The 16,785-nt window shown below is 69.6% G+C and carries 12 protein-coding genes and 1 pseudogene; 7 read left to right on the top strand and 6 right to left on the bottom strand.

The window, feature by feature from the left end:
* Positions 1 to 152: 152 nt before the first annotated feature.
* On the bottom strand, positions 153 to 893 hold the full coding sequence (locus O5O46_RS33490; RefSeq protein WP_269859440.1) for a peptidylprolyl isomerase: 741 nt from the start codon (positions 891 to 893) through the stop codon (positions 153 to 155).
* Positions 890 to 6,085 (bottom strand): glycoside hydrolase family 38 C-terminal domain-containing protein, encoded by a 5,196-nt coding sequence (locus O5O46_RS33495; protein WP_269859441.1) that lies wholly within the window; start codon positions 6,083 to 6,085, stop codon positions 890 to 892. Before O5O46_RS33495 ends, O5O46_RS33490 begins: the two co-directional genes overlap by 4 nt.
* 240 nt (positions 6,086 to 6,325) lie before the next feature.
* Between O5O46_RS33495 and rpmB the strand changes: the two genes are divergently transcribed.
* The 6 genes and pseudogenes from rpmB to O5O46_RS35735 form a co-directional block, all read left to right on the top strand.
* A complete protein-coding gene (gene rpmB / locus O5O46_RS33500) occupies positions 6,326 to 6,562 on the top strand; it encodes a 50S ribosomal protein L28 (RefSeq protein ID WP_269859442.1) in 237 nt (78 codons plus the stop codon).
* Positions 6,562 to 6,867 carry a 30S ribosomal protein S14 gene (rpsN, locus tag O5O46_RS33505; RefSeq protein ID WP_269859443.1) on the top strand — a complete coding sequence of 102 codons (306 nt, stop codon included), beginning with the start codon at positions 6,562 to 6,564 and terminating at the stop codon, positions 6,865 to 6,867. The genes rpmB and rpsN overlap by 1 nt, the downstream gene beginning before the upstream one ends.
* 569 nt (positions 6,868 to 7,436) lie before the next feature.
* Positions 7,437 to 8,000, top strand: a complete 564-nt coding sequence (locus O5O46_RS33510) for a GNAT family N-acetyltransferase (protein ID WP_269859444.1) — start codon at positions 7,437 to 7,439, stop codon at positions 7,998 to 8,000.
* 269 nt (positions 8,001 to 8,269) lie between these two features.
* Positions 8,270 to 9,577 carry an eCIS core domain-containing protein gene (locus O5O46_RS33515; RefSeq protein WP_443072691.1) on the top strand — a complete coding sequence of 436 codons (1,308 nt, stop codon included), beginning with the start codon at positions 8,270 to 8,272 and terminating at the stop codon, positions 9,575 to 9,577.
* 298 nt (positions 9,578 to 9,875) lie between these two features.
* Positions 9,876 to 10,580, top strand: coding sequence for a ribonuclease H family protein (locus tag O5O46_RS33520; protein ID WP_269859445.1), 705 nt, complete (start codon positions 9,876 to 9,878; stop codon positions 10,578 to 10,580).
* Positions 10,581 to 10,628: 48 nt separating this feature from the next.
* Positions 10,629 to 10,790, top strand: a pseudogene (locus O5O46_RS35735) (IS256 family transposase); the annotation flags it as partial.
* Positions 10,791 to 10,859: 69 nt separating this feature from the next.
* Here O5O46_RS35735 and O5O46_RS33525 read toward each other — a convergent pair.
* Complete coding sequence (locus O5O46_RS33525) at positions 10,860 to 11,993, bottom strand: FAD-dependent oxidoreductase (protein ID WP_269859446.1); 1,134 nt, start codon at positions 11,991 to 11,993, stop codon at positions 10,860 to 10,862.
* Positions 11,994 to 12,117: 124 nt separating this feature from the next.
* On the opposite strand from O5O46_RS33525, the gene O5O46_RS33530 reads away from it, so the two are divergent.
* Complete coding sequence (locus O5O46_RS33530) at positions 12,118 to 12,843, top strand: TetR/AcrR family transcriptional regulator (RefSeq protein WP_269859447.1); 726 nt, start codon at positions 12,118 to 12,120, stop codon at positions 12,841 to 12,843.
* Between the two features lie 265 nt (positions 12,844 to 13,108).
* Here O5O46_RS33530 and O5O46_RS33535 read toward each other — a convergent pair whose 3' ends face one another.
* The 3 genes from O5O46_RS33535 to pip form a co-directional block, all read right to left on the bottom strand.
* A complete protein-coding gene (locus O5O46_RS33535; RefSeq protein WP_269859448.1) occupies positions 13,109 to 13,747 on the bottom strand; it encodes a hypothetical protein in 639 nt (212 codons plus the stop codon).
* Between the two features lie 160 nt (positions 13,748 to 13,907).
* Positions 13,908 to 14,711, bottom strand: coding sequence for a class I SAM-dependent methyltransferase (locus O5O46_RS33540; RefSeq protein ID WP_269859449.1), 804 nt, complete (start codon positions 14,709 to 14,711; stop codon positions 13,908 to 13,910).
* A gap of 212 nt (positions 14,712 to 14,923) precedes the next feature.
* Complete coding sequence (gene pip, locus O5O46_RS33545) at positions 14,924 to 15,883, bottom strand: prolyl aminopeptidase (protein ID WP_269859450.1); 960 nt, start codon at positions 15,881 to 15,883, stop codon at positions 14,924 to 14,926.
* Between the last annotated feature and the right edge of the window lie 902 nt (positions 15,884 to 16,785).

The following is a 16,785-nucleotide window of genomic DNA, read 5'->3' on the forward strand; positions in this document are numbered from 1 at the left end:
GCGGACGGACGCCGAGGTTGTGGCATCGTGCGAACGCGGGAAGCCGCCGTGCCGGGGCCTGGGTGCGTGCCCCCGAAAGGCAATCCGCCGCGACGCCCAGCAACCACCATGGCGGAGACCGGCGGTGCCAACCACCGCACGCCGAAAGGGCCTCAATGCCGGTGCACCGCGTCCGGGAGGCTCGGGTCGCCCGGGTGTTCGTAGCCGGGCGACAGATGGATGAGCGCGGCTCGGCGACCGGCGAGCCAGTCGTCGAACGCCTGCCCGCGCGCGGCGGAGAGCAGGTCGTCGTGGATGGATTCGCGTACCGCGTCGTAGGGGAGTACCGCACCCTGCTCGACGCCGTCGAGGACGGCGACATGCCAGCCGAAGACCGTCCGCACCGGGCCGATCCACGCCCCCGGCGCCGCGCCGAACACCGCGTCCTCGAAGGGGCCGCTGAGCTGCCCCCGAGTCAGCGTCTCGGGAGCGCCGAGGTCGCCGCGGCGTACGGCGGCGGCCTGCGCCCGGGTGTTGTGGACCGCCTGCCGCACGGTACGCCGCTCGGGGCGGGCCCACAGATCGAGGTTGTCCCGGTAGTACCGGAACAGTTCCGCCTCGCTGACCATCACGTCCGCGGTGACCCGGTCGAACAGGGCCCGGGCGGCCCGGTCGAGCGCCGGATGCGAGCCGTCATAGGACGGGACGCTGTGTCCGGCCTCATGCAGCAACAGCGCCTCGGAAGCCAGTAGTTGGGCGACCCAGCGGCGCAGTCGCACCCCCGCCGGCGTGCCGTCCTTCGGCAGCCGTGGGCCCAGTGGCCCGTTCCGGATGGCGGCCAGCCGCTCGTCCAGCTCGACGGTGGTGATCACGCTTCCGCCCACCCGGGCGACGACCTGTCCGGCGGCGCTCATGACGGACTCGCCGCAGTGTGGCCCTCGTCGCTGTCCACGCTCTGCCGGGGCGCGGGAGCCTGCGCGGAGGAACTGATGATGATGGACGCGGTCGGGGTGTAGATCAGCCGCCCGAAGTACATCAGCTTCACCAGCGCCCACCAGTTGCCCGGTCGGGCGCCACCCGGAGCGTTGATCTCGAAGGCGACCGCGCTCTCGCCGCCCGCCGGAACCGAGAACGGCTGGCTCCACGGCCCGCTGATCGGCCAGATCGCGTAGGGGGTGATCAGCTGGGCCTCGCCGTGGATGGACGAGCGCGCGGTGTTGCGCAGCGTCACGGACAAGTGGCCGGTCTGTCCGGGGGACACCACGATGTCCTGGACCGCCAGGGCCGCGTCCAACTCCGTGGTCGGCGCCCGCTGTTCGGGACGTTCGGGCACGACCAGCCGCGCCTTGCGGGTGATCTTGTCGATGGACAGCGCCAACGCCCGTTCGAAGGTGGACTCCACCAGCTGCTCGGTCGGATCCGAGCCGGGCAGCACGGTCCGGGCCGGGGCGGTGGTGGCCCGCGCGGCGGGCACATGGTCCACGGTCACCACGTCCTCGTGGATCTGGCCGCGCCCGTCTGCGGTGCGGACGGCCACGAAGTACCGCCCGCTGGGGCCGTTGGGCTGGACGCGCACGGTGTACCGCAGATGCGCGCCGGGGGAGAGCGCGTACATGCGGTTCGGCGGGCTGGCCGTCCAGCCGTCCGGGACGATCACCTCGACCATCCCCGCGACCTGCTCGCGGGTGTGCGAGGAGGCGACGGTGACCGTGAGGTCGTAAGGGCCGTGTCCGGTGACGGCGGTCGGCTCGGCCTCGATCGAGGCCATCCGGTAACCCATCGACGCGGCGCCCTTGTTGTGCCGCCAGTACCGCGCGAAGACCGGTTGGGTGGGCTCCGCGCTCGGCGCCAGCTCCGGCCGCGTGGCGCCCGGCACCCCACGTGGATGCCCGGCGGGCTCGCGCGGGGTGGCCACCATGGTGCGGATCTCGAACGCGCCGAGCTCGGTGGTGATTCCGCCCTCCGCCCCCGCGATCGAACGGGCCTCCTGCTCAAGGGGATTGACGTTGGCCGGGAAGTCCAGCGGGCGGAAGAACCGGAACCGGGCGGTGGTCGGCCGCCCGGTCGACTCGTACGCCCGCAGCACGACCCCGGCGGACGGGTCCACTTCCGTACCGGCCATCGACGCCATCGGGTTGCCGTGCGGCTTGAGCGCGGTGACCACCACGCCGTCGCCCTCGGCGGCCAGGAACTCGGCGGCGGCGCCCAGTTGGCCGCGGTGCACGCTCTCCTGCCGGGTGCTGAAGGGGTTGTTGTAGGCGTGGCCGCGTCGCGCCAGACCGGCGTCGCGCCAGTCGCCGCGGTGGCCGACCAGCGCGTACGAGAAGGTGTGGCTCCAGTGGTTGGTCTCGAAGTTCGCCCCGTCCGGCAGGGTGCGCCGTGGCGGGTCGATCCAGGTGCCGGACGGCCAGCCGGTGGAGGACCGCAGGATGCCCAGGTAGATGTCGCCGGAGTTGTCGATGGTGAAGCCCGGCAGGCCCCGGTTGAGCACGGCGAAGCCGTACGGCTCGACCCGACCGGTGGTGCCGTCGAGTTCGGCGGGCTGCACCACGTCGATCCTCGGCGCGCGGCGCAGTTCGGCGGCGAGGCCGTGCAGCGCGGTACGGGTGTCGGCCGGGGTGCGCCCGGCGACCACCAGGACCGGCAGGGTGCGCGGGCCGCGTAGGTCGGCGCGCGGCTGCCACGCCTCGGCCAGCGGCTTGTCGGCCGGTACCCACACCCGTGCGGTACGGCCCCGGGCGAGCTGCCGGTCGAGTTCGGCCCGGTACCCGGGCGGGGCCGCGGCCAGTACCGCCGCGGTGAAGTCGTTCTCGGCCGGCCCGCCGACGCTGACCCGCACGTCGGGCAGGTTGGAGTCCACGTCCAGGCTGCCGTAGCGCGAGCCGTCGTGGGTGGAGGTGGTGGCGGTGACACCGGTGGCCACCAGCGCGGTGACCGCGTCCCGCGCCGCCCGCGCGTAGTCGGTGATGTCGGGCACGACGACCTCGGCGACGCTCACCGCCCGCGCGGCCCGCACCGTGTCGCCGCCCGCCGTGTTCACCAGCGCGACGACCAGCGTCGCGCCCAGCTCGACCCAGTTGTAGGCGGGGTACTCCAGGGTCCACTTCGCGTCCGCGTAGTCGACGTTGGGGAACCCGAAGCCCCGTCCCACCACCGCGTCGCCCACCTCGGAGACCGGCATGCCGCCCTCGACGGCGGGCTGGAAGCGCACCCGCATCAGGCGGTTGGTGCCGGTGAAGCCGTCGATGCGGGTGGTCAGATCGACCCGGTCGACGCCGTCCCAGAGGGTGATCTCCTGTGCGTAGCGGCACAGTTCGAAGTCGGCGGAGACGGTGATGCGCTGCCCGACGGGGGAGTGCTCCACGCTGACGGTCGCCGGATAGGCCGAACTCGCCGCGACCGGGCCGCCCTTGGGAACCGTCACCCACGGTCCGCCGGACGGGGCGCCGGGGCCGTCCTCGTACTCGTCGTACGCCAGCAGCTCGTTGGCGAGGCCGCCGGGCCGCAGCATCTGCTTGGCCGCCTTCTTGTCGTACAACGAGGTGATGGCACCCCCGCGTTCGTAGTCGACGGTCAGCCGGTAGTACTCGTTCTCGATCGTCAGGCCGTCCGACTTCGCCCAGGTCGGCCCGTCCAGCGGGGCGTTGGCGGGGATGACGTGGTACGTGGCGTAGCCGGTGGCCGGAACGTCATGCGCGACGAACGCCAGCGTCACCGAGTCGAGGGTGCCGTCGGGATGCCGGGTGAGGTGGTCCACCTGGACGGGCACGCTCTTGCCGGTGGAGTCCAGTAGGGCGATGCCGACCGGACCGGGCGCGGGGAACTCCACGGTGGCCCGGGCGGCGTCGGTGCGCGGCCAGGACATCGCGTTGAACACCAGCACCGGTGTGCCGGGCCCCGAGGTGTCCGCGTGCGCGGCGATCAGCGCCTGGGCGCCGTCCAGCGCGGTCCGGCCCAGCTCCAGCGCCTCCCGCCAGCCGCCCAGCAGGTCCAGGTAGACCTGGTCGCACTCGGAACCGGTGATCGCGTCATGGTGGGCGCCGAAGCAGAGCTGTCGCCACGCCTTGTCCATCGCCTCCACGGGATAGCGGGCACCGAGCAGGGCCGCGACGGTGGCGAACCGTTCCGCCGCGAGCAGGGTGTTCTCCGCCTGCCGTTGTGCCTGCTTGGTGTCGATGAACGAGATGTCCTTGCCGGTGAAGATGGGGTTCATGTCCCGGGTCTGGGGGGACAGCGCCACCTTGTCCCGGGCCAGGTCCCGGCGCACCGCGTCGAAGAACTCGCTGGGCACCGCGGTGACGAACTTGGGCCAGACGTACTTGTCGGCCCAGGAGCGGTGGATGCGGGTCACCCAGCGGTTCGGCGGCGAGTAGTCGGTGCCCACCGGCAGCAGGCAGTTCTTGGTGGCGGCGACCGACTTCAGGTCGCGGAACAGCTCGTAGGTGGCGGCCTCGGCGGTCGGCAGGTCCTTGGCGGTGTCCATCCACCAGCCCGCCGAATAGTGGTTGGGCATGTAACTGGTGAGCAGCGCCCTGCCGCTGGGAGCGATCCAGTCGAACTCGCTGCGGAACTGCATCCGCCGGTTGTCCCCCACACAGCTCTTGGGCCCCCACTCGTGGTGCGGTCCGCGCGCCCAGGAGCTTGAGGTCAGACCGGCGTCCGCCATGATGCCGGGGAACTGCGGGTCGTGCCCGAACACGTCCAACTGCCAGGTACTGCGCGGCGTTCCGCCCAGTACGTCGCGCTGGTATCCCACGCCGTACACCGCGCTGCGGATGGTCAGTTCCATGCTGGTGAGGTTGGTGTTCGGCTCGTTGTACAGTCCGCCGACGAACTCCAGTCGTCCCTCGCGCAGCAGTTGCCGCACGTAGTCGCGGTCCTCGGGGCAGGTGTCCCAGAACGGCTTTAGGTAGTCCAGCTCGGCCAGTACGAACTTGTAGTCCGGGTCCCGCCGCGCCATGTCCAGATGCGCCTGGACCAGGGTCAGGCCGGGACGCTGGAAGCCGGAGTTCTCCCATGACTCGGTGTAGGCGCCCTGGGTGTTCCACCAGACCGGGTCGTAGTGGTAGTGCGAGACCATGTACATCGTCCAGCCGGGTTCGGCGGCGGTGATCCGTACCGACTGGACGTCCCGGACGTCCGCGGTGCGCGCCTCGACGCGGGCCCGGTGCACCGTGCCCTCGGTCTGCGGTGCGGCGTAGACGACGCCGACCTCGATGGTGTCCTGGTGGCCGGGCGGCAGGTCCGTGATGGTGGCCGGGTCCGGGACGCCGATGCCGTCCCCGGTCAGGCTGATGGTCGCCGGGGAGTCGGAAGTCAGTGGCCGGGCGCCGATGTTGGCGACGGTGACGTGCACCAGTTGGCGAGGTGCCTTCTCTGTGCCCGTGAACAGTTCCGTCGACGCCACCGAGGTGACCTTCACCGCCGCCGCGTCCACCGCCGGTTGTGCGCTGACCGCGATCAGCTTCAACGCGGGGGCCTCCGGCAAGGTCAGGCTGACCGCCTGCCGTGCCGGGTCGAACGGCACCACCTGGAGGAACAGCCGCACCCGCGGCCCCGCGTCGCCCGCCGGCCGGTGCCGGTGCGTGGTCTCCACGGCCACCGCCTCCAGGAACTGGGGCAGATGCGCCCAGTCGGTGAACCGCAGCGGTACCGACTCGCTGCCACCGTCCGCGTAGCGGACCAGCGCCTCCTTGCTGACCGAACCGCCGGAGGCGGCGCCGATCAGGTACAGCATGGAGTGGCGGCCCTCCGGCACGTCGAGCGTCTGGCCCGACGCGGCCAGGAAGCTCTTCTCACCCGGCTCGTACGTCGGGAACACGAACGGCAGCCCGGCGACCCTGGTGTGACCGGAGGGCAGTTCCTCGGCCGGGAAGGCCCAGCCGTGACCGTCGAAGTCCCCGGTCGAACGGTCGGAGTCGTACGACGCGCCCTCCAGGTCGTAGGGCAGTGGCAGCGGCACCGCCTCGGGCACCGTCACCCCGGCCCGCGCAGCGGCGGTCGTGCCGCCGTCCATACCCACCGCGGCCGCTGACGCCACCGCCAGCGACGCCAAGAACCTGCGGCGGCTCACATTCGCCGCGCGCTCCTCAGGCAGCCCAGACACGGCACCTCTTCCACGGTCGACGTCTGTCCACGGCGGTCGGGCCGCCGGTCTCCCGCCAAAGATGCCAGGACAAACCTGTAAAGATCACCACAAACATGGACTTACCGATCAACTATGCAAATACGACCGGGCCGCCGGTCGTGCGGGGCGGTGAGTCGGATGGCGCATTGAGAATTGGTTTTCATTTTCATAAAGCGATACGGTGGGGAGTCGAGCACCATCCACCAGCGAAAGGGAGCCATGTCCGCGCACTGCCAACTCACCGGCCGCCAGCCGGGGTTCGGCCACAACATCTCGCACTCGCACCGGCGCACCAAGCGGCGCTTCGACCCCAACGTGCAGCGCAAGCGGTACTGGCTGCCGAGCGAGGGGCGGTACGTACGGCTGACGCTGAGCACCAAGGGGATCAAGACCGTGGACGTCATCGGGATCGAGGCCGCGGTGACCCGCATCCGGGCGAGGGGAGAGAAGGTCTGATGGCGAAGAAGAGCAAGATCGCAAAGAACGAGAAGCGGCAGGAGATCGTCGCGCGGTACGCGCAGCGACGGGCCGAGCTGAAGGAGATCATCGCGAGTCCGCAGTCCTCGGACGAGGAACGGCTCGCCGCCCAGCGTGAGTTGCGGCGTCAGCCGCGCGATGCGAGCGCCACCCGGGTCCGGAACCGGGATTCGGTCGACGGCCGCCCGCGCGGCCACTTCCGCGCGTTCGGGCTCTCCCGCATCCGACTGCGGGAGATGGCCCATGCGGGGGAGCTGCCGGGGGTGACCAAGAGCAGCTGGTAGCCGCGCCAGTTTTTCGGGTGCCGGGTGGGGGTTGCTGTGGGTTCGGCACCGCCGGACCCGAGCCGTCCTGGGTGCTCACCGTCGCGGCAGTGTCCTCGGTGACGACCGTACGGCGGCTTCTCGGCGCGGCGGCGGCAAGAAGTGCCCGCCGCGACGGCGAGCAACCCCCCACGGAGTGGCCTGCCGGTACCGCACCGCAACTCCATCCGCCCCCCGGAAGATTCGAGTTGCGTGGGCGGCCATCGGGCGCGGTGACGCTTGACGGAGGGAGCGGCGACGGGGGCGCGATGGGTAGCTCATCGCAGAAGACTGGTCGAGCGTCGGACCGGCCACGGACCGCCCTCACGCCGCCGTCCACCGGTGGATCGCGTGACGGCATCCAGGCGAGGAACGGCTCACCCGGCTCGCGGAGCAACCACGTCGCCGGGGCACGAGACCGACGGGGTGGCCCCGCATACGGCACCACCCTCGCTGCGCTGGCGGAGATGAACCCGCCACCGGCAACGCGGGCCCCAGCGCAACGGCAGGTGGGCCAGTGCTCGTCCCGGCAGTCTGCGTAGGATCCGTGAATGTCTTCCACCAACTACCTTGTGTCGGGACGCCGGGTGGCTGTTCGGCATGTCTGTCGCCGCGACCACCAGGAACTCAGGGCATTGGCCGAGGAGAGCGGCGAGTTGCACCGCCAGTGGCTGCCAGCTCGCGAGAACTCGACAGAGGCATTCGAGAGTTACCTCGAACGCTTTGCGCAGCCCACCCACGAGGGGTTCGTCATCTGCCTGCGGAACACGGGAGCGATCGTGGGCGGTGTCAACGTCAACAACATCGTCCGGGGCACCCTCCAATGCGGAACCTTGGGCTATACCGCCTACGCTTCGACGACCGGCCGCGGCTATATGACCGAGGGGCTGGGGCTCGTCATGCGGCTTGCGTTCGGCGAGTTGGGACTGCACCGGCTGGAGGCCAACATCCAGCCCGACAACACGCCTTCGCTGAACCTCGTCAGGAGACTGGGGTTCCGGCGCGAGGACTACTCGACCGCTTTCCAGTTCGTCAACGGCGCGTGGCGGGACCACGAACGCTGGGCCATCACTGCTGAGATGGCCCAGAGCGCGGCTCCACAGCGCGTGGAGTGAACCCGCCGCGCCGGGGGGCAACCCGACGCGCTGACCAAGGTCAGGCCACACGAATCGGCTGCTTGCCGCTCCCTCTCCGGGGCGCCGGGTCCCGCAACGGGAATGACCGCTCCAGCGAAGATCAGTTGGCCCTTTGCCGTGGTGGTGCGACCGAATGCCGCAGCAACACGCCCGCGAACTCGCAGTCGTGCTCGCCAACGCACCATCCCCGGCCGACGAGGAGATGCGCCCTGAGACACCGAGCACCGGCACAAGTGCTCCTGGTACTGGTGACCAACGCGACCGGGCGCGGGGCGCGGCGCGCCTGTCGGGCGACGTTGCCCGCACTGGTGCCCGTCCAGACATTCCCCGCCCGCTTCCCGTTCGGGGAGCCTGTTGGTCAGTCTCTGTCCGAAGTCGAGGAGATGTTCATGCGGGCGCACGGGAAACAAAAGGATCAGAGCGGCACCTCACAGCGCTCGCTGGTAGCGGCCGAACGCCAGCGGCAGGCCGCGCACATCCAGGACTGCCGATCAACCGGCTGGACGCCAGCGACCGTCGCTGCTTTGCAGCGCACGGCGGGCAATGCGGCCATGCAGCGCGCCCTGGCCCACGACCAGCACACGCACGGCCCCGGATGCGGCCACCAGGAGGTGGCCCCGGTCCAGCGCTCGACCGTCCCTGACGTACTACGCGGACCCGGCAAGCCGCTGGATGACGAGGTCCGCGCCGACATGGAGGGACGCTTCGGCGAGGACTTCTCCGATGTGCGTGTGCACACCGGTCCCGCCGCCCAGCGCTCCGCCGCCGAAATCGGCGCGCGCGCCTACACGTCCGGAAACCATGTGGTCATCGGCGAAGGCGGCGCTGACCGGCACACTCTCGCCCACGAGCTGACGCATGTCATCCAGCAGCGTCAAGGGCCGGTAGCAGGCACCGACAACGGCGACGGGCTCAAGGTCTCCGACCCCTCGGACCGGTTCGAACGTGAAGCCGAAGCGCAGGCGCATCGCGTGCTGCGTGGACCCAGCCCCGTGCAACGCGCGCAGGCCGCAGGACTCGGCGGCACGGTGCGGCAGTCGACGGCGGCGACCATGGAGAGTGTGCAACGCGTCCACTACGAGCCAGGCGCAACCGTCACCGCTCACCCCGGCTTCTCCGTCACCCTGCAGGCAACACTCAACGGGGTCACGATCGGAACCTTCAGCAGCGAAACCACCCCGTACTCGCCCGGTGATCACGCCGAGGACCAGTTGGTGGACGAGATCGAGGCAACCATCGCCGGGATGTACGGGAATCCCGCAGTCGCGCAGGCCCTGGCCGCGGGGCAGGGCGGCGTGCACGCTCTCGCCATCCACCTCACCGCGAGTCCCTGCTCCAGCGCGAGGCGGACCTGCACCAAGGTTGACGGTGCCGAAGGGTGCGCCGAAAGACTCATCGCCCTGGCGCAACACGGCTATTCCGGGCACCGGTTTGCCATCAGCGTTCGCGCACATCACTTGTACCAACCGCGGTTGAACGGCGTTGACGCCCAACAAGCGTCGGCGCAGGCTGTCGCCGACATGAGGAGCGCGGGAATCAACGTGACGATCGGCTAGCGCCCGCTTCCCCAGCAGTCGTTGATCACGAACGTGACCGTGTCCCCAAGGGGCAACCACTGTGGACGACTGGAGGTGTGGCGCTGCACGGTCAGGTTCCGGACACGTCGGTCGGATGCAGAAGGCAGCGCCGAGATGCGTGCGAAGTGAGCCCTCCGCACAGTGCCTGTCGACGCTGGTTCCCAAGCTGAGTTGGTTACAGCTTGAGGGCCTGCTGCCGTCGCCCTTCCACTGCGGAGCAGCACAATGGGGGAACCACGGACGTCGGCCACAGGGCTCCAAGTGGAAGAATCACAGCATGGCTGAACAGATCATTGCAGCATGCGACGGCGCGTCGAAAGGTAATCCCGGGGCCGCCGCCTGGGCATGGGTCCTGGCGGCCCCGGACGGCACGGTCGACCGCTGGGAGGCCGGGCCGCTGGGGATCGCCACCAACAACGTGGCCGAACTGACGGCCCTGCGTGAGCTTTTGGCGTATACGGACCCCACCATCCCACTTCAAGTGCGGATGGACTCCCAGTACGCGATGAAGGCGGTCACGGACTGGCTGCCCGGTTGGCGTAAGAGGGGTTGGAAGACCGCAGCCGGAACCCCTGTTGCCAACCGCGACCTGGTGGTCCGAATCGACGAACTGCTCACAGGACGCGCGGTCGAGTTCGTCTACGTGCCCGCCCACCAAGTGGACGGAGATCCCTACAACGACGTCGCGGACCGCGCGGCCAGCTACGTGGCCCGCACCCAGCAGGCTGCCGGCACCTCTCTCGGGTCAGAGATGCCGCCACGGGAGGGCCCGCAGCGCACGGGCCGACCGAGCGGGGGCGCCAAGGCTCCGGCGAACTCCCGCCGGGGCCGGTCGGCGCGTAGCGCGGGCGCCACGGTCAAGGCGAAGTTCCCCGGGCACTGCCCCTGCGGCCGTCCATACGCGCAAGGGGAGACGATCGCGAAGACTCCACGGGGCTGGGGCCACCCGTCCTGTGCCACGAGCACCGCACCTGCCACATAGGTTCTGGGCAACGGGAAACCACGGAGCCGATCTGCGCGGCGCGCGAACCCCGACGGCACAGCCGTCATCCGCCAGGTCGGATCCGTACTCGCCGAGCAGAACGACGAACGGGCCGAGGCCCGCCGCTACATGGGCCGCGAACTCCTCGCCAAATTCCGCCTCCGCCCGATCGAGTCAGAAACCGACGAACCCACCGCCTCCACCGAACTCAGAGACAGGCCCTGGGACACCAATCCCTGGCCGGTTCATCGATGTCCTTGGGCCCACATGACGAGCGGCTCACTGGGTCCGCTCGTATTCGGTGAACCTGTTGATCAGGCTGTGGGGTGCGTTGTCGCCGAACATGAGCTGGTGGATGCGGACGGCTTCGGTGGCCTCCGCGGCACTGCGGGGGAACAGTGCCTGCTCGTACTCGGTGAGCGCGGCCTCGACGTCATCGGGGTGCGCGGCGATGGCCTTGCCGAGTTCGGCGCCGTCATACATGGCCAGGTTGGCGCCTTCGCCGGACGGAATCATGAGGTGGGCGGCGTCGCCGAGCAGGGTCACCCCCGGCACCCGATCCCAGTGGTGCCCATTGGGCAGCGTATTGACGGGGCGCAGGACCGGCGCGATGTCACCGTCGGTCATGAGCGCGGTGAGCTCCGGCGCCCAGCCGTCGAACTCCTGCATGATCCGCGCGCTGGCCGCGGCGGGATCGGTGAAGTCGATACAGGCGAACCAGTCCTGCGGCTTGAGGAGCGTCACGTAGGTGTGGAGGGTCCCGCCGCTCTCGCGGTGAGCCTGGATCCCCTTCCCCGGTGCGAGCGCGAACAGGGACCCGCCGCCGACGGTTTTCGCGCTGGTGGGGTGCCGGGTGTCGCTGTCGAACAGGTAGGTCTCGACGAAGGTCAGGCCGGCGTACTCGGGTGTGGCGCTGGAGAGCAGCGGCCGGACTCGTGACCACGCGCCGTCCGCGCCGACCAGCAGGCTCGTGGCGACGGTGGTGCCGTCGGCGAAGGTCACCTCGTGGCGGTTGTCGCCGAGGGTGCGGACGCCGCTGACCTTGTGCCCCCACCGGACGGTGTCGGCCGGCAGCGAGTCGAGCAGGATCCGTCGCAGCTCACCGCGCTGCACCTCGGGGCGTTCACCCGTGCCGTCGTCGGCTATGTCGAGCAGCACGGTCCCGTCCCGGTCGAGGAACCGGTACTGCTGGCGGCCCTCCAGGATGAGGCCGCGGAACTCGTCGATCAGGCCCGCCGCCTGCAGCGCGGGTTGGCCGTTGTGGTCGTGGATGTCGAGCATCCCGCCCTGCGCGCGGGCCGTCGGTGAGGGCTCCGCCTCGTAGACCGTGGCCGGGATTCCCTGGACGTGCAGGACGCGGGCGAGGGTGAGGCCACCGAGTCCGGCGCCGATGATCGTGACGGGAGTGCCCATTTTGTGTTCCTTCGAGATCGAGGCCGCCGTCGGTGAGGTTCGGCCAGTCGCTCTGGTATGTCGTTCCAATCTGGTATGCCGTTCCAATGTTGGAACGACGCTCCAGGCGTGTCAAGATGGCGGCATGGCAACGCGGACGCGCCGGTCACAGCGGCGCACAGAGGCCCTCTCCCGGGAGCGCATCGTCGAGGCTGCCGTCGAACTGCTCGATGCTGCCGGCGAGGGCGGGCTGACGTTTCGGGCGCTGACCGAGCGCCTTGCCACCGGGCCCGGGGCGATCTACTGGCATGTGGCGAACAAGAGCGAGCTGCTCGACGCAGCGACCGACGCCGTCGTCGCCGCCGCTCTGGCCATCGAGCCCGCCGAGTCTCCGGACTCGCCGAGGGGGAAGATCCGCGCTGTCGCGCTCGGCCTGTTCGACGCGATCGACGAACACCCGTGGCTTGCGACGCAGCTCGCCACGCAGCTCTCCCGCAGTCCCTGGGGGTCGGTGACGCCGCGGATCTTCGAAAGCATCGGTCGGCAGGTCGGTGCCGTGGGTGTGCCCGAGGGCAGCCAGTTCACAGCGACCTCCGCGTTGGTGCACTACATCCTCGGCGCCGCTGGCCAGAACGCCGCGAACGGCCGCGTTCTCGGGCCCGACGTGGACCGCGGCGAGTTCCTCGACGCCGTCTCGAAGGCATGGGAGGAACTCGACCCCGACGACTACCCGTTCACCCGGTCCGTCGCGGACCAGATGCGCGAGCACGACGACCGCGAGCAGTTCCTCGCCGGAATCGATCTCGTCCTCGCCGGCATCACTGCTCTCCACCTGCCCAACGGGCAGGCGAGCGCCCCACCCGCCACCTGAGCCGGGCGAGCCCTTCGGCTCCGGCCACCCGCGCGGACCCCAAGGGGGCTATGGCCCGCAGCAGAGGTCACCCGGTCAGCGCGAGGCGGCTGGCCATGTCGAGGCGGACTTCGCCGAGCCGATGCGAAGAACGCCGGTACTTTCAGCGCCCGCGTCAACTGACAGTGCTCACATCAGCCACCGGCCCGCAGTTCACCTAGCAGCAGTCGCCCCTGCGGCGGTACGCAAAAACGCATACGCCGCGCTGCCCGTCCGCTTCTTGCCGCTACCTGAATTCGTCGGCCGACTGGGGCACGGTACCCGAGATCAACGCTGCCACTTCGGAGGGTGTGCGCTTGGTTGTGTCGATGAGCCGCGCTCTGCGGCTCAGCCATGGTTGGGCCTGCTGATAGTCGACCAGGTGGTCGAGGCGCCATTGGCGGGCACCGGTCTCCACGGCGTCGTTCTCGATGCGTTGGACCAGAGTGTCGTGATCGGCATGGAGAACGAAGTGGTGGACCGGGATACCTGCCTTGCGGAGACCGGATTCAAGCTCGTCCCAGTACTGTTCCACGAGCACTGACTGAGGAATGACCAGAGTCCCGCCGACGTAGTCGAGGACCTGGACATGGCCGCCGCACTCCGGCGGAGTGACGCCGACGGCGCGGAGACCGAGCAGAAGCTGGCCGCCGACCAGGAGTCGGCGGGGGCCGTCGTCACGCATCTCTGGTCCCATACCGGCGTCGACAAGGATCGTGCGGTCACCGGTTCGCACAAGGAAACAGCCGATGGGCAGCCAGGCCATCGCGTGGCGGGTGAAGAGGTCCTCATGGCCGTCGGCGCGGGCGTGGGCGCCGAAGTAGGCGGGGGAAGCCCGGAAGGTCCCGTCGGCGATGGGGTGGATGTCGATGTCACCGATCAACATGGGTCGCCTAGGTGCGAGTCACTGGCCTGGCATGGACACTCGCAGGGGCGACTCAGGGAACACCGTTACCGCGAGCCGCTGTTCCGCTGCTCCTACCGATGTAACCAGGCAGGCGGCGGCTGACCACGCACGGCATGGCACCGGGGTCCTACCCGCCTGGTTACCCCGGCCGGACCGCCGTGACGACGTAGTAGTCGAGGATCCGCCGCTCGTATGCTCGCAGGAAGTTCCGCGGCCAGGTTCCCGGAGCCCACCACCGGCTGAGCCAGCGGTCCCATCCGGGCCAGACGTGCGGCCCGATCGATTCGACGCGCACCCCCGTGAGCCCGGCTGCCGCGAACGCGTCCGTGAGCGCTTTCACCGGCCGGGCGATGTCCAGGCCGTTCGCGTACGTGTCCAGCAGCCCCGCGAGTTCCTGCGGCCGCCCCGGCGCGTCCTCCACGGTGAAGAAGCTGGCGACAGCCGCGCGGCCGCCCGGCCGCAGCACCCGCGATGTCTCTGCTGCGAAGGCGACGATATCCGGGAAGTGCTGAGCGGCCTCCACGCTGATGACGGCATCGAACTCGCCGTCTTCCAACGGCATGTGTTCCGCGGCCCCTTGGACGAACCGCAGACGTCCCGGCTCCTCCCGCAGCAGACCGGCGTGCGCGTCGCGCGCCCGCTGCAACTGCTCCGGATGAATGTCCATGCCGGTAACCGCGGCGGGACCGTATTCACGCAGGGCCACCACGCATCCCATCCCGAGCCCGCAGCCCACTTCCAGAACCTTCGGCTCCTTCAACAGCCCAGCGGCGTCCAGGACATGCCGGTAGAGATCCTCCTGGCTGCGGACCCGCTCCGCCTCGTTGAGTGGCAGTCCCAGATCAATGGCCCGCCAGTATCCAAAGTTGATGAACCCGCCGGCGAAGATCGGATTCCCACTCAGATCGGCTGGGCCATAGGCCTCCTGCACCACGCGACGCATGGCGGGACAGCCCCGCTGACCACCGTCCGCCAACTCCGCCACTCCTCCCGAAAGCACAACCATCGGGTCGCGCGCGGTCCTTCGCGATCCTGCCGCCCGTGAAAGCCGCCCGACGGTGACAACGCCGCGCACGCTGGACGGTCACGGTCGGACCGCCTGTCGCCTGGACCGAGCACCTCCCGTTCGAGGTCCTCTGCTAAATACCCAGAGGATCACCGGTTCTTGAACTCCTCAATGGCTTCCCGGACCATGTGCTGCATCGCGGCGCTTCCGGTGTGCCCGGAGTCTTCGAAGATGTGCAGCCGCGCGTCCGGCCACGCCTTCGCCAGCTCCCACGCCGTCTGTACCGGGCTGCCCATGTCGTGTCGGCCGTGCACCAGCACCGCCGGGATACCAGCCAGCTTGTGGGCGTCGCGCAGCAGTTGGTCCTCCTCCAGCCACGCGCCGTTGCTGAAGAAGTGGGCGCAGATCCGTACGAACGCGATCTGCGCGTCGACCTCCCGGTCGCTGTACATGCCGGGCACGCCGTTGGGCTCGTTGGAGATGACCGCGTCCTCCCAGGCGAGCCAGTCGGCAGCGGCCTTCTCCCGGATCGCCCGATCAGGGTTCTCCATCAGCCGCGCGTAGGCCGCCAGCAAGTCGCCGTCCCGCTCGTCCTCGGGGACGCCGTCGCGGAACCGGTCCCACGCCTCGGGATAGAAGCGCCCGGCGCCCCGGTAGAGCCAGTCGGTCTCGGAGCGGCGGGTCGTCGTCACCGCCTGGACGACTACCTCGCTGACCCGCTCGGGGTGCTGTTGCGCATAGGCCAGGATGAGCGTCGAGCCCCAGGAGGCACCGTTCAGCAGCCACTTCTCGATGCCGAGATGCTCGCGCAGCCGCTCCATGTCGTCGATCAGGTGCTGCGTGGTGTTCAAACTCATGTCCGCTGCCGGGTCGCTGGCGTGCGGGGTGCTACGACCGCAGTTGCGCTGGTCAAAGCGGATGACGCGGTAGCGCTCGGGGTCCCAGGCCCTCGTCGGCCGCTGTGGTGCGCCCGACCCTGGGCCGCCGTGGACATGCAGGGCAGGCTTGCCTTCAGGGTTGCCGAGCTGTTCGTAGTAGATGCGGTTGCCGTCTCCGGCGTCGAGAAATCCATAGTCGTAAGGACGGGTCGGAGGGTAGAGATCAACCATGACCGTCGATCCTACGGAGTGACCGTGGTTCAGCTCCGTGAGTTTTCCCAACGCGCCGCATTGGCAGGGGCGTTGACCTGACGCTACGTGACTGCTGCCCCTCCGCCGCCACCCACTTCGGCAGCAGTGCCTTGGGGAGTTCTGGCCCGTCACCCGTCGGCGAGCCCTGCGCGAGGAAGACCATGCCGTGGCCGTCGCGATGGAGGGGAGGGGTTGGGGCCGACGAGGAGGTAGCCGTTCGGGCTGCCGCCTCGCCGCTCGATTAGTCCTGGCTCATCCACCGTGATCTCGTCCGGGTCGAGACCAGCGCGCCGTAGGGCGTCCTCGCCGTCACTCACGGCTACGAGGGAACACCGCTCCGTCGCGCCGCTCGGGGTCATCGTCGTCGCGGCTTCCGCTCTACCCGCGCGGGCGGCGATCCACGTCCGTACCGGGGCGCCGCGCATCGCCGAGCCGCGAAGTTCACAGTGGGCCAGGCCCAGCAACTCGGCGCGCTCGTGGGCGTTCGGGCATCCCGTCGCGCGCGAAGCCGTGCGACCGGCGGTAGGCAGGGGGCGGCGAGGTAGTCAGTCGGCTCGTCGTGAGGTGTGCCGAAGGCGCCAGCGCCGCCCGAGCTGGGCGGGGGCCGCCCGCGCCTCTCACGGAATTTCCGGTGGGCCTTCCTGCTACTCGCGCAGGGTTTTTCTGTTCGGCGGCCTATTCGTGTGACGGGCGCAATATGACCCACGCCACATTGAGGGGGGTTCGCTGTGATGCCCCCGATATGAGGCGCGTCACATACGAGGCCACTTAGTGGCAACCAGGTGCCCGCAAGCCGGGGATGGCGGGGGCTCACCCGCGAGTGAATGTCGGCGTACTAATCCAGGCCGTAGCCTACGCCGATTCTTATGTCTTGTTTTGCC

Origin of the sequence: Streptomyces sp. RPT161 (assembly GCF_027533845.1) — a bacterium.
In the GTDB taxonomy this organism is placed as follows: domain Bacteria; phylum Actinomycetota; class Actinomycetes; order Streptomycetales; family Streptomycetaceae; genus Streptantibioticus_A; species Streptantibioticus_A silvisoli_A.